Source organism: Nonomuraea sp. NPDC005650, assembly GCF_040605375.1.
GTDB lineage: Bacteria > Actinomycetota > Actinomycetes > Streptosporangiales > Streptosporangiaceae > Nonomuraea.
The window spans coordinates 159,390-172,660 of the sequence record NZ_JBEXCR010000014.1; the positions used below are offsets into that span (position 1 = coordinate 159,390).

Here is a 13,271-nt window from a genome sequence, read left to right on the forward strand (position 1 = left end):
GCGATGTGATTGAACGGACAACCTCAGTGTTGGCGGGCAATTCTCAGAATTTGCTCAGAGAGGGCGCGCTTGTCGGGCTTTCCGCTGGTGGCGAGGGGGACGGCGGGCACGATCGTGATCGTCTGGGGGACGCTGTCCGCGCCGAGCTGCGCCCGTACCAGTGCCCGCAGCGCGATCCGGCCGGGGGTGCGGCCCGGCGCCGGGACGACGAACGCGTGCACGGCCTCGCCCGTGCCCTCGTCGGGGGCGCCCACGACGTACGCCTCGTCCACGTCGGGGTGGCCGGTCAGGGTGCGCTCGATCGGGCCCGCGTACACCACCATGGCGTTGACCATGATCACGTCGCGGGAGCGGCCGGCCAGGTGGAGGAAGCCGTCCTCGTCCACGTGGCCGAGGTCGCGGGTGCGCAGCCAGCCGTCCTTCAGGGTGTCGCGGGTCTCCTCCTCCTCGCCCCAGTAGCCCCGCATCAGGTACGGGCTGCGTACGTGGATCTCGCCCGTCACTCCCGGCGGCAGCTCGCCGTCGTGCTCGTCGCGCACGCTGATCTCGACGCCGGGATGCGGGCGGCCGACGGGCTCCAGCACGCCGGCGGCGATGTGGTCGGGGGTGAGCATGGCGATGTTGCCCGCCTCGGTCTGGCCGTAGCCCTGGTAGACGACGGGGCCCAGCTTCTCGGCGGCCTCGGCCAGCCGCCGCGCGCTGATCGGCGAGCCCGAGACCATCAGCGCCCGCAGGCTCCCCACATCCACCTTGTCCAGAAATTTCAACATCTGGAACAGCCGGGGCACCGTGATGATCGAGCCGGTGATCCGGTGGCGCTCGATCGCGTACGGGAACATCGGACGCCCGTCGTCCTCGGGGATGACCGCCGTGCCCCCGCCGAGCAGGCACGGCGCCACGAACTCCATGACGACCATGCTGGCCAGGGTGCCGAACAGCAGGTACCGCTCGAAGGCCCGCGCGAGCCCGCCCGCGACCGGCGACCACCCGCGCGGCTGCCAGGCCCAGTGCTCGCCCAGCGCCCCGTACGTGATCGCGCACCCCTTCGGGCGGCCGGTGCTGCCGCTGGTGAAGGTCAGGGCCGCCACGTCATCGGGCCGGGCGGACACGGTCAGCGGCCGTCCGTCGTCGGGGTGCGCCAGCAGGTCGCCGGCGCCCGCACAGGGGCCCAGGGACAGCGCCGGCCGGGCCTGAAGGTGGCGTGCGGCGGCGCGGCGCAGGTCGGGCGTGGCGGTCGTCGGGTCCACGAGCAGGGCGTCGATCCCCATGCCCAGCACGTGGGCGAGCTGCCCCTCCGGGTAGCCGGGCCGGATGCCGACGACCCGGCAGCCCAGCGTGTGCGCGGCCATGTGGGCGGCGAACGCCTCGGGGGTAACCGCCGTACGCACCGCGACGGCCCGCCCCGGGCCCAGGCCCGCCGCGCTCATCGCCCCCGCCAGCCGCCGGATCAGCTCCAGCAGCTCGCCCCGGGAGACCGTCCTGTCGCCGTGCTCGAAGGCGGGGCTGTCCGGCGCGTCGCGCAGCGCGTCGAGCAGAGGCTGCGGAAAGGGCATGTGCGCCTCCTCTGTGCTTTCATATTTCCGGATTTATCGCGACATTAGACGGCACAGATCAGAGACCCATCAGAGACGTGCGGGTGGTGAGCGCGAGGTGAAAGTGATCGGCGCGGGGTTCGGGCGCACGGGCACGCGGTCGCTCAAGGCGGCACTCGAGATCCTGGGATACGGCCCCTGCTACCACATGTCGACGATCATCGCGGAGCCGTACCGCGTCCGGCAGTGGCTCGACGTCGGCGAGGGCCGCTCCCGCGACTGGGACACGCTGTTCGCCGGCTTCCGGTCGGCGCTCGACTGGCCCGCCTCCGCGTACTGGCGCGAACTGGCCGAGCACTATCCGGACGCCAAGGTCGTCCTCACCGTCCGCGACCCCGCCCGCTGGTACGACAGCGTCAGCGAGACCATCTTCCGCAGCGCCCTGGAGGAGCGCCGGCTGCCCCTGCGGCGCCGGATCACCCGCTGGCTGGTGGCCCGCCGCGCACCGGACTTCGCCCTGTACCCGCGCATGGCCAGGGCGACCGTCATGGACCGCGTCTTCGGCGGCCGCATCGACGACCGCGCGCACGTCATCGACGTCTACGAACGGCACGCGGCCGAGGTGAAGGCGGCGTTCCCGGCGGGCCGGCTGCTGGTGTTCGAGGTGCGGGACGGGTGGGAGCCGCTGTGCGCGTTCCTCGGCGTGCCCGTGCCCGAGGTGCCGTTCCCGCAGGTCAACGAGCGGGCGGCGTTCCGCGCGAAGCGGCCGCGCCGGCTGTTCCGGCTCATCGTACGCGGGCGCTGACCGGCCCCGGGGCCGCGCATGGCGCGCGGTTCCCCGCTTCGGCCACCCGGAAAGATCACGAATGCGTAGGGTGGTACGGCATGAACCTGGACCTTTCCGACTACCGCGCCAAACTGCTGTCCGCGACCCCGGAACGTGCCTGGAAGTCCCTGCGCGAGCTCGCGCTCCGCGGCCAGGGTGACGCGCTCGCGCTGGCCGCGGAGTTCGCGGAGATCGCCGAGCCGTCGTCCGAGAAGCTGCTCAGGCTGTGGCCCCAGGCGCTCGACCCCGACGCCTTCGCCGAGCACCTGCTCGTGCCCGCCTTCGACGACGAGGGCCGTACCGAGCTGGAGCTGCGCCGGCGCGACTCGCTCGCCGGGCTGCGCCACCTGACGATCCTGCGAACGCTGGTCCTGGACCACTGCAAGGGCCTCACCGACCTGTCCGAGCTCGCCGCGCTGACCGAGCTGCGCGAGCTCAAGCTGGACGGCTGCGCGGCCGTCAGCGACCTGCGACCGCTCGCCGGACTCATCGCGCTGCAGGTGCTGGAGGTCACCAGCGCTCCCGGGGTGTCCGACGTCTCCCCGCTGCTCGGCCTGCGCAACCTGCGCCGTCTCAGCCTGCGCAGCAGCGGGGTGGCCGGCGTCGAAGGGTTCGGCGAGGCGTTCCCGTACCTGGACCGGCTGAGCCTGGACAACTGCCGGTTCATCGAGGACATCCGGCCGCTGTCCGGGCTGCGCCGGCTGACCGAGCTGGAGGTGAGCCGTACCAAGATCACAGGCATCGACGGCCTGCGCGGCCTCGACTCCGTGGCCGAGCTGCACATGCACTGCGCCCGCCTGACCAGCCTCGACGGCATCGCCGCCATGCGCGCGCTCGAACGGCTGTATCTCAGCGGCTGCACGAAGCTGAAGAGCCTCGACGGCCTCGGCCACCACCCCCGCCTGACGAACCTCGGCCTGCCCAGCGCGCCGCTGCCCGACCTGCGCCCGCTGTCGCGGCTGCCCGCCCTGACCGGGATCACCGTCGAAAGCTTCAACCGGCTCGCCTCGCTCGACGGGCTCGAAGGGCACCCGTCGATCAGCGAGGTGTACCTGGCCTACACCGAGCTCATGACGGACTTCTCCGCGCTCGCGCGCATGCCCGCCCTGCGCACCCTGACCGTGCAGGGCCTCGACCAGCTCTCCGACCTCAGCCCGTTCGCGGGGCTGCTGAACCTGGAGGAGCTCCACCTCGCCTGCACCGGCCCCCTGACCACCCTGGACGGGCTCGAACGCCTGCCCTCCCTGCGCGCCCTGCACCTCTTCGACTGCCGCTCGCTGAGCGACCTGGGAGAGGTCACCGGCTTCCCGTCACTCAAGGAGGTCACCGTGAGCCGCTGCCCGGTCCTGCCGCCCGACCTCCTGTCCGACCTGCGTGCCCGTGGCCTGCTCAGCGCCTGACCGCGGGCTCAGACCGACGTCGTGATGAGCTCATCGGCCGGACCGCGGAAGCGGGCTCAGGCCGACCTGGTGATGAGCTCGTCGGCGACCCACCGTGCGACGTTGGCGGGGTAGGGCGCCGACAGTCCGAGGACGATGTGCCGGAAGCCGGCGTCGATCGCCTCGCCGATCGAGTCCCGGGTGAGGTCGGGCTGGTCGTAGGAGACCGGCAAGTGGATCGAGCGGATGATCGAGGCGGGGTCACGACCGAGCTCGGCGCAGTAGCCGTCCAGCAGCCGGCTGCGGCGGACGACGTCGTCGATGTCGCCTCCGGGGATGTTCCACAGGTCGGCGTGCTCGGCGGCCACGCGCAGCGTCGGGCCCGAGCGCCCGCCGACGAGGATGGGCGGGTGGGGGCGCTGGACGGGTTTGGGGTTGCAGAACGCGCCGGTGAGCTGGACGTGCGTGCCGTGGAAGTCGAACGGTTCGGCCTCGGTCCACAGCCGCCGGATCACCGTGCACGCTTCGGCCAGGCTCTCCACGGCGTGGGCGGCGTCGTGGAAGGGCAGGCCGTGCGCGTCGTACTCGCGCCGGGCCGAGGGCCAGCTCGGTCGCGAGCCGGCGCCGATGCCGAAGTCGAGCCGGCCGCCGGAGACGATGTCGACGGTCGCGGCGATCTTGGCCAGCAGCGCGGGCGGCCGGAAGCGGTTGCTGGTCACCATCACGCCGAGACGCAGCCGCCGGGTCTGCGCGGCAAGGGCCGCGAGGAGCGTCCAGCCTTCGTGGGTCGTTCCGTTCGGGTCGCCGAAGATGGGCAGGAGGTGATCGAACAGCCACGCGTGTTCGATCTCCGGGATCGTGTCCGCCTCGCGCCAGACCCGCAGGATGTCCTGGTAGTCGACCTGTGACGGCGCGGTCATGATCCCGAAGAGGGGCCGGGAGGTGTGCAACATGGAGAGCCTTTCGGATGGTTAACCGGAACGCAGTTCCGTGATCAGCGACGCCGCAGCGACGGGGCGAGGAGGGCGGGCGGGGTGTCGTACTTCTCCTCCGGGGCCAGGTCGACGCCGGGTGCGACGATCGCGTCGACGGCGTCGAGCACGTCGGCGGAGAGCACCGTGTCCGCGGCGGCGAGCTGCGCGCGCAGGTGGTCCGGCGTGCGAGGGCCGATGATCGCGCTGGTCACGGCCGGGTGCGCGGTCACGAAGCCGAGCGCGAGCTGGATCATCGTCAGACCGGCCTCGTCGGCGACCTTCGCCAGCCGCTCGACCGCGTCGAGCCGGGCGCGGTTGGACGGGAGGGAGAGGTCGAACCGCTCCGGCCTGATCGCCGAGCGGTGGGTGGCGATCTCCCGGCCCTCGCGAACCGCGCCCGACAGCCAGCCCGACGCCAACGGGCTCCACACCAGCACGCCGAGCCCGTACTGCTCGGTCGCGGGCAGGACGTGGGCCTCGACCCCGCGCTGCAGGATCGAGTAGCTGGGCTGCTCGGTGACGTAACGGCTCAGGCGGTGGTCGCGGGCGGCCCATTGGGCCTGCACGATGCGGTACGCGGGGAAGGTCGAGGACCCGAAGTAGCGGATCTTCCCCGCGCGCTGCAGGTCGGTCAGGGCCGACAGCGTCTCCTCGTCACCGGTCTCCGGATCCCACCGGTGGACCTGGTAGAGGTCGACGTGGTCGACGCCGAGGCGGCGCAGGCTGTTGTCCAGCTCGGTGACCAGCCAGCGGCGCGAGCTGCCCCGCTGGTTGTGCCCGTCGCCCATCGGCAGGCCCGCCTTCGTGGCCAGCACGACGTCGTCGCGGCGGCCGGCGATGGCCTTGCCGACCATCACCTCCGACTCGCCGGCGCCGTACATGTCGGCGGTGTCAATGAGGTTGATCCCGGCTTCGAGGGCGGCGTCGACGATGGCGGTGGCCTCGTCCTGGGTGGTGCGCCCGATCGCGCCGAAGTTCATGGCGCCGAGCACGAGGGAGCTGACCTGCACACCGGTGCGGCCCAAGGTGCGGTACTGCATGAGCGTGTCTCCTCCGCTGCGGGTGGAACGTGGTGATGATGCGCGGCTTTGGCCGCCGGCTCCTGCTCTGACATCATGAGCAAGAGGAACCTCGTTCCGATTACGATAGGGAACGTCGTTCCGTTTTGGCAAGCGCGGGCCTTGGCAAGCACGGGCTTCGGCAAGCGCAGGCTTCGGCAAGCGCGGGCGTTGGCAGGAGCTGGCTTCGGCAGGAGCCGGCCCTGACAGGAACTGGCCCTGACAATCGCGGACTTTGGAGGAGTGGACATTGGCGGGAGTGGAGGGAACGGCGCGGTGAACGACAGCGACGACGGCGGCGACAGCGGCGGCAGCGACAGCGGCGGCGGCGGCGCGAGGCGTGCGGCCCCGCGCAAACGGGCGGACGCCCGGCGCAACGAGAGGACGCTGCTCGACGCCGCCGCGGCGGTCTTCGTGACCTCGGGCGTCGAAGCGCCGGTGCGCGACATCGCGGCCAGGGCGGGAGTCGGGGTGGCCACGATCTACCGCCACTTCCCGACCCGCTCGGACCTCATCATCGCCGTCTACCGGCACCAGGTCGAAGCCTGCGCCGAGGCCGGCCCGACCCTGCTGGCGAGCGGCATCACCCCGCACGCCGCACTGGGGCGATGGATCAACCTGTTCGTCGACTTCCTGGTCACCAAGCACGGGCTGGCCGCCGTACTACGGTCCGACGACGCCGGCTTCGACACGCTGCACACGTACTTCCTCGACCGGCTCGTACCCGCGTGCGCCCAGCTGCTCGAAGCCGCGGCCGCCGCCGGCGAGACCCGCTCCGACGTGGACGCCTACGAGCTCATGCGCGGCGTCGGAAACCTCTGCATCGGCGCGGACAACGATCCCCGCTACGACGCCCGCCGGCTGGTCGAGCTCCTCATCGCCGGACTGCGCCTGCCGCACCGCTAGCTTCGCTCAGCACTTCCCATAGCTTCGCTCAGCACGTCCCGCTCATGCGCCGTACGACGACACCGAGGACCCACTCCCCTGACCGCCCGGCCATCGGAGGGGTCTCCCGTGACCACGCCGGCCTCTACTACTGATTCGTCCACGAACCGCCGGCACTCGGAGGAGTGCCCGGACTCCTCATGGACGCCCCTCCCGGCCTGTTGCCCAGCATGAAGGCCACGTTGACCACGGCGATGCCGATCCAGATCGCCAGCACAGCCCCCTTGGCCTCCGCACCGAGGGCGGCGACACTCGCCACGACGCCGAGCGTCAGCGAGACGATCGCCAGCGCAAGCCGCTGCCCCGAACCCGCCACCGGCTGAACCTCACGCACCTGCCGCTGCTGGGCGAGCCGGTCTTCCACCCGCCGGTCGACCTCCTGATCCATCTTCTGCAGGAAGGACTCTATGAGGGCGTCCTCGTACTCGGGACCGAGATCCTTTCGGGCCTGATATGCGGCGCGTAATTCATCACCGGAAGCCGTCATGTCTGGTTTCTCCCTTCTCTGGCAGAAATCACGCTTGCCACCGGAGGCCAACACCTTGACCCTACGCGCGAGAAGTCGCCAACGCGCAGACGTAAGCCACCCACACCCGCCACTCGATGCCGAGGCACCAGGACTCAGCAAACGCATTTTTACGACACCGCAATCCGGCACTCACCAATAAACCGACATCAAATAACGCAGCAGCACCGGCCACCCAAGCCGATGCGCACGAAGGATCTTCGCCCGCTGCGCCGTAACCGCGAGTGGACCTAGGATGAAGCCGACCCGATCAAGATCCTCACCCTCCCGTACGCCGACCCCGAGGACTCCTGACAGAAGTGGACTCCGAAAGGACCGACACCGTGACCTCTCACCAGTGCGTCCGCCCGGACTCCGGCACCGACGACCAACCGTGGCGATGCCCCAAATGCGGCTTCCTATGGGAACCACTCCCGCCGACGGCAGCCCGCCCCGAACCAGCACGGATCCGCATCAACCGAAACGCCGCCTTCATCGTGGCCGCCATCATTACCGGCATCACATGCCTGGGTGCGCTGGCCGTAAGCCCTGAGGCGTTCACGGTCGCGATTTCCATTGTGATGTTCGCCTGCCTTGTGTGGGCGGGCTGGCATGTCAGTCGCCTATAAGACGATTACTGTCGACATGATCAGGTTTACGCGCGCTCTTGCCTGGCCTTAGCAGGCTGTTACCTCGCTCGAACTCTCGCCGGCCGCTTCTTCACCAGCTCTCCTCGCACGCAGCACCCAAGTTCCGGAGCTGGGGAGTCCCAATCTGACCCATGCCCGAGGTAGAAAAAGTCGCCGATGGATGACCCCTGCGTTGTGGGGCGGGAGCCCTTCCTGTGATCAATGCTGGGGGCGCCAGTCCAGATTCGCCTGCCCGACTTCCGCGACAGAGATATAGAAATTCCTCGACATGAAGCCCGGCACCACATAGCCGTCATATTCCGCGACGATGACGCCGGTTTCATTCCATCTCTCCGAATAGTCGTCGCTCATGGTCTGGAAAGAAGTCATGGCCGGCACCACGAACACACCAGCAGGCTGATATTCCTTCGATACTTCTTCCCGTGAGCGTACCGGCCTCCTGAGATCAATGAAGAAATATTCATATTCACCATCCCATGGGAGGGGTTCGTTGATCTCAAAATCTATACCGCGCAGCGAAACCACCTGTCGCGGCTGGATGTTCCAGTCCATGGCATCACGGACAAGCTTGAATAGGGTTTCGCTGTCCTCGGGAGTGAGCGTGTACCCCTCGGTGGCAGCCCAGATCCGGTAGCAATAGGTCTTATTGTCCTGAATATCATCGTCGTAGTCCATGCGGATAAGAGCTGCCCGCTTCACCTCTGCCGGATAGTCCTCCCGCCCTTTGCCGATCAAGCCGTCCACAACGCTCTGCGGATCGTCCATGATTCATGCCCCCTTCCCCTGTTGGAGCCCCGCACGCGCGAGGCGATCCAGTCATTGCCATCGTCCAGCAGGACGGGCGCGCGCTCAAGGGGTGAAAACCCGAAGCGGCTACCGCGATCCAGCCGTCCATCCCGCCTGCCGTCGACCCACCGCGGAGCGGCAGCGGGCCGGCGACGGAAATGCAAGCCAGGCTTGAATCACACGCCCCACTCTCCCCCGCCCCCGCTAGCTGCCCAAAGCTCTCGACTGTCGCCCCGGTCCTGTCAAGGCAGGCTTCGTGTGCACAGGAACCCGCGAGGTTCCAGGCCCGCCATTCTTGCGACGGCCGCAGGTTCCGGGTGCCGCGAATTATTGGTCAGCGGGAGGGAGAGCCACCGCGTTTCCACAGTCGTCTGCTTCAGACGCCGGCCACGAGCAACCGGACTCGCGACCGCGCGCGCGTGCGCTGACCGATTCGTCCCCTGTCCGGAAAGTGCGCTCCCTGTGATCACTCTGTACTGTCGTAGCGGCCCACCCACTCGTTCGCGCCAGCGGTCCGGCGTTTTTGCGCCGTCCACAGGGAGCGAAGCGAGAGGCAGCGGCGTGCGCCGAGACGGCGACGCGTGCGGCCCACTGAGCCGCCTTGATCCTCAAACGGGCCATCACCACGGCACAAGCCCGCGACAAGGTCAAACGCAACGCCGTCTCGCTCTGCGAGTTGCCGAAGGGAAAGCCGGGACCGCCATCAAAATCCCTGACGCTCACGCAGAACGAAGCGGTGCTCAAAGCCACCGAGCAGGCCAGAACCGTGGCTCTGGGCATACGCGTCGCTGTCGCTACTCACAGGCACCCGAACGGAGGAGCTGCGTGAGCTCACCTGATCGCATGTCGTTGCCTACGACAAAGAACGCCAGGAGTGGCGGCCGCGATTGAGGCCGGTTGGGAGCATGACAACTTCACCGTGTACTTCTGGCGGCCGGTCCGTACCGGCGGGGACACCAAGATCCCTAGGTCACGTCGTACGCTTCAACTGCCTCACCGCAGTGTTAGCTCTCTGGGAGCACCAGAGCGGCCGTGGAAGCGCACCGAACTCGGACGGTCAGGATCGCCTGCCGTTCACCACACGAAACGGCACCAAGATGAGCACAGGTAACGTCCGGCGTTGGTTTATCCTGATGAATTTCTCGACAGCCTCATCCCGGGTCCATCCGGCAGCCAGAAAGACGCAGTGATCATCTCCTCGTCGGGCAGGCACAGCCATACCGGGCCGACGCACCAGGGTAAGCCGCGATCGCATGTACATGTGTCCCGGTGGACTTTCTCGCGCGCTGATTGCCCTGCCTGAAGTCGGCGGCTCACAAGGTTCGGGAAGTGCCGCTTGCCGGCACGCGCGCCGCCGCTGGGGGACCGGCCGGAGAGCTGCCCCATGCCACGCTGTTGCCTTTTCGTCCCGAAATCTCGGCAGCGAGATCGCTACAGGTTGTTTGCGCTGCTCGCAGGGTCATTAACGACCGCTCAAGGTCGCCCGAATATGGCGCGGTTGCTGCTCCGGTTTCCGCCCCCGGCCCACCGCCGCGCCAGGGGCCAGATTCTCGGAATCATGGCATATCTGCACGAGTCGGATCTTTCGGGAGCTACACGTCAGGATAATATCCATTTTAATGGCGGATATTCAGACATAAAGGACACTCCCTCTTTTCGCTCCTTGCTGATTATTTGCTCGCTTATAAACGTACGTACGTCTTTCATGATTGACGCTGGGGTATCCCCCTTGTCGCACTATCGCAGCGGTGCGGGCGTATACGAAAAAGAACAACTCCGGCATCCGCGCTACCGCGACACCATTCACAAGCTCGATCTGACGCAGGTCAACGAGCCTCAGGAAATTACCTGACGTTCTCGCCGGGAATGCTCACCACGGAAAGGAATGCCCTGTGCCATTCATCATGCGCAACACACTCCCCAAGCTGGCCGCACGTACACTCGCCGCCACCGTCCTCACCGCAGCAGTCATGACCCCCGCGGTCGCGGCATCCTCTGCCCCCAACCCGGCCGAGGCATACATCTCGAGCGTCAGTGCGAACGGAAACGGGTGCCCGCCCGGGACATGGGAGGCGGCGATCAGCCCCGACGGGAAGTCGTTCACCGTTACATTCAGCTCATACGAGACGCTCATCGAACCTGGCGGTAATGCTTCGGACAAGGAATGCACGCTCTCGCTGAACGTGCATACGCCGCCGGGGAGCTCGCTTTCCACCGCCAAGTTCTCCTACCAGGGCTACGCGCTCATGGACCAAGCAGGGATGAGCGCGACGCAGAGCGCAAGCTACGACTTCCGCGGTGCTCCCGTCCCGGCTCAGTCGGTTCGCTCGCAGATCTCGGGGCCACACGACGACACGTACCTCTTCTCCGACCGGATCTTGCTTCACGACGACGTGGCGTCGGCGCAGGGCGAAACCCGCGCGCTAAACGGGGGAACGGGCCTAGTCCTCACCAACAACCCCGCAGAGACCGGCAGCGGCTTCTTCAACACCAACAGTGTCGACGGGACGCTCCAAAACGGACCGGGCTGCACCATCGACCGGCGCACCGCCACCTCGGGGCAGACCATCGTCGGCACCTCGGGCGCCGATGTCATCTGCGGGTCACCGTTCGCCGACCGTATCGCCGCGCTGGGCGGCGACGACGTCATCCTCTCCTTCGCGGGCAACGACCGGGTCGCCGCCGGTGGGGGCAACGACACCGTCTTCGGCGGCAACGGCGACGACGACATCAGCGGCGACGCCGGCAACGACACCCTCGACGGCGAAGCCGGCAACGACCGGATCCTGGGCGGGCCGGGCACCGACACCGCTAACGGCGGGCCGGGCACCGATTCCTGCGTAGCCGAGACGACCACCTCCTGCTGAGTCAGGTCGACGCTCCGGTGATGTGGCTTCGGGACGAATCAGTCGAGGTCGGAGCCGGGCGACCTGCTTTACCCGCCTTGGCCGCGCCGGGTCCCGAAGCGAGGGGACCCAGGTCGGACGCTTGCGGGCAGGAAGGAACCTGCGCGACCCGCCGGGCCAGCGTACGGGCCCCTTCGCTCACGGCCCGGCCAAGGACACCGGGCGAAAGCCGGCCGCCCTTCACCATCGCCCGGGAGCCGATCCGGCGAAGGAGTGCCAACCGTGTGCGACCAGCGTGCGATCCGCCGCGGTCAGCTTCGGTGAGCAGTGGCGACCCAGAGTCCAACTTCTGAGCGGGGGCAAGGCCCCGATCAGGGCACAAAATCGGGTTCCTAAGCTGACATACCCATATTGGAAGGTATCGGCTGACCCAGGCGGTGCGAATCAGCCGCGCAGCGTAGGTCGTGGCGCCGCACTCGTGGAGCCGGGCGAGGTCGTGCGGGTGGATACATCGATCCAGGGTGCCGGAGGTTTCGGCGGCTTTGTGGACCATTTCACGGACTACAAGCCTGCGACCATCACATACCTGGCATACATTCGGTGCTACTCGCGTGTTTGAGCTGGGTGAGCAACGGGCTCGTGGTCACGACCAAGCACGGCACGCCGTACGAACCCCGCGGCACTTCCATGCCGCCTGCCGGCAAGCCGACGTGCGGCTGATCAAGGTTCACGACACGCGTCGCACGTGCACCTCGCTCCTGGTCGCACTGGAGGTGCATCCTCATGTCGCGATGCAGATCCTCCGGCACAGCCGGATCGCCGTAACGATGGATCACAGCGAAGTGCCGACCGAGGCCACCGGGAACGCTCTCAGGCGCCCTGGGGACAGTCTCGACCGATAGGGGCTGCTGCACTTTGCTGCTGCACAAAGATCAAAAGGGCCACTCCCATGTTGGGATGTGGCCCTTGACCTTGGTGGGCGATACTGGGATCGAACCAGTGACCTCTTCGGTGTGAAGCAGACCTACTGATCATGCGGCCAGGTGTTTTGGCTGCTCAAGCCGATGCACCTGTGCACTGCTGTGCGTGATCGAACCTCACAGAGCACCCCGGATGTCACTCACTTTGCCGCCCGCTCCCGCGATAGGACTCGAATTCGTCGGAGCCCGCAAGCGGCAAGACGGAAGCGATGTCGATCTGCAGTTCGACCAGACACGCCGTTTTCACATCGGCGACAAACGTTCTGATCCTCTGGTCAATGATGGTTAGAGGAAGGGCAGTGGTCCACACATCGGGGTGGAAGACTGATCCGACGCACCATCCTTCTTGGCGCCGGTGGATACGCACGGCTCCATCATCAGAGAATCCTCCTGACTGCATCTCGAACGGAACACCCTCAGGACCGCTTCGCCAGTTCAGCAGTTCCACGGCAAGTTCGGCGACGGGGAAGAGGTGTTCCGTGAAGATCAGGCGCTCTCCGTCAGTGATTGAAAAATCTGCCTCAACGTGGGCCAGAATCTCAGCCGAGTGGCGAGAGTGGAGATCGTCTGCGCTGACGTTGGAGAACACGAACTGCATTCAGGCATGTTATGCGCTCTGGCGTAGCGGCGTAGCGTTGACCAACGTCTACCCTGCCCGTCTGCCGTCGTCCCACCCGCAGAGGTAGCGGGCCAGCCGCGGGGCTGCCCGGCCGCGCGCCCGGTGTCACGGCCGTGATGGAGCGTGGCGGCCCCGCGGCTGGTCTGCTAGGGCTTGTCCTGGGACGGCGGC

General features: G+C 67.6%; 12 protein-coding genes. 6 read left to right on the plus strand and 6 right to left on the minus strand.

The window, feature by feature from the left end; genetic code table 11:
* Positions 1 to 23: 23 nt before the first annotated feature.
* Complete coding sequence (locus ABZS69_RS24805; protein ID WP_355376649.1) at positions 24 to 1,553, minus strand: AMP-binding protein; 1,530 nt, start codon at positions 1,551 to 1,553, stop codon at positions 24 to 26.
* Between the two features lie 97 nt (positions 1,554 to 1,650).
* Here ABZS69_RS24805 and ABZS69_RS24810 point away from each other — a divergent pair, with 97 nt between their 5' ends.
* Complete coding sequence (locus tag ABZS69_RS24810; RefSeq protein WP_355376651.1) at positions 1,651 to 2,337, plus strand: sulfotransferase family protein; 687 nt, start codon at positions 1,651 to 1,653, stop codon at positions 2,335 to 2,337.
* Between the two features lie 80 nt (positions 2,338 to 2,417).
* Positions 2,418 to 3,758, plus strand: a complete 1,341-nt coding sequence (locus ABZS69_RS24815) for a hypothetical protein (RefSeq protein ID WP_355376653.1) — start codon at positions 2,418 to 2,420, stop codon at positions 3,756 to 3,758.
* 56 nt (positions 3,759 to 3,814) lie between these two features.
* Here the strand turns inward: ABZS69_RS24815 and ABZS69_RS24820 are convergent, their stop codons facing one another.
* Positions 3,815 to 4,657: an LLM class flavin-dependent oxidoreductase gene (locus ABZS69_RS24820; RefSeq protein WP_355376654.1), complete on the minus strand. Its 843-nt coding sequence runs from the start codon at positions 4,655 to 4,657 to the stop codon at positions 3,815 to 3,817.
* 74 nt (positions 4,658 to 4,731) lie between these two features.
* On the minus strand, positions 4,732 to 5,751 hold the full coding sequence (locus ABZS69_RS24825; protein ID WP_355376655.1) for an aldo/keto reductase: 1,020 nt from the start codon (positions 5,749 to 5,751) through the stop codon (positions 4,732 to 4,734).
* 405 nt (positions 5,752 to 6,156) lie between these two features.
* Between ABZS69_RS24825 and ABZS69_RS24830 the strand changes: the two genes are divergently transcribed.
* On the plus strand, positions 6,157 to 6,675 hold the full coding sequence (locus ABZS69_RS24830; RefSeq protein ID WP_355376884.1) for a helix-turn-helix domain-containing protein: 519 nt from the start codon (positions 6,157 to 6,159) through the stop codon (positions 6,673 to 6,675).
* Between the two features lie 127 nt (positions 6,676 to 6,802).
* On the opposite strand, the gene ABZS69_RS24835 is transcribed toward ABZS69_RS24830, so the two are convergent.
* Positions 6,803 to 7,252 carry a hypothetical protein gene (locus ABZS69_RS24835; RefSeq protein WP_355376657.1) on the minus strand — a complete coding sequence of 150 codons (450 nt, stop codon included), beginning with the start codon at positions 7,250 to 7,252 and terminating at the stop codon, positions 6,803 to 6,805.
* Between the two features lie 815 nt (positions 7,253 to 8,067).
* Positions 8,068 to 8,634, minus strand: a complete 567-nt coding sequence (locus ABZS69_RS24840) for a hypothetical protein (RefSeq protein ID WP_355376659.1) — start codon at positions 8,632 to 8,634, stop codon at positions 8,068 to 8,070.
* Between the two features lie 622 nt (positions 8,635 to 9,256).
* Between ABZS69_RS24840 and ABZS69_RS24845 the strand changes: the two genes are divergently transcribed.
* The 3 genes from ABZS69_RS24845 to ABZS69_RS24855 all read left to right on the plus strand — a co-directional run bounded on the left by ABZS69_RS24845 (position 9,257) and on the right by ABZS69_RS24855 (position 11,522).
* A complete protein-coding gene (locus tag ABZS69_RS24845) occupies positions 9,257 to 9,484 on the plus strand; it encodes a hypothetical protein (RefSeq protein WP_355376660.1) in 228 nt (75 codons plus the stop codon).
* Positions 9,485 to 10,213: 729 nt separating this feature from the next.
* Positions 10,214 to 10,507, plus strand: coding sequence for a hypothetical protein (locus ABZS69_RS24850; RefSeq protein ID WP_355376662.1), 294 nt, complete (start codon positions 10,214 to 10,216; stop codon positions 10,505 to 10,507).
* 40 nt (positions 10,508 to 10,547) lie between these two features.
* A complete protein-coding gene (locus tag ABZS69_RS24855; protein ID WP_355376664.1) occupies positions 10,548 to 11,522 on the plus strand; it encodes a DUF4360 domain-containing protein in 975 nt (324 codons plus the stop codon).
* 1,095 nt (positions 11,523 to 12,617) lie between these two features.
* On the opposite strand, the gene ABZS69_RS24860 is transcribed toward ABZS69_RS24855, so the two are convergent.
* A complete protein-coding gene (locus tag ABZS69_RS24860) occupies positions 12,618 to 13,079 on the minus strand; it encodes a hypothetical protein (protein WP_355376665.1) in 462 nt (153 codons plus the stop codon).
* Between the last annotated feature and the right edge of the window lie 192 nt (positions 13,080 to 13,271).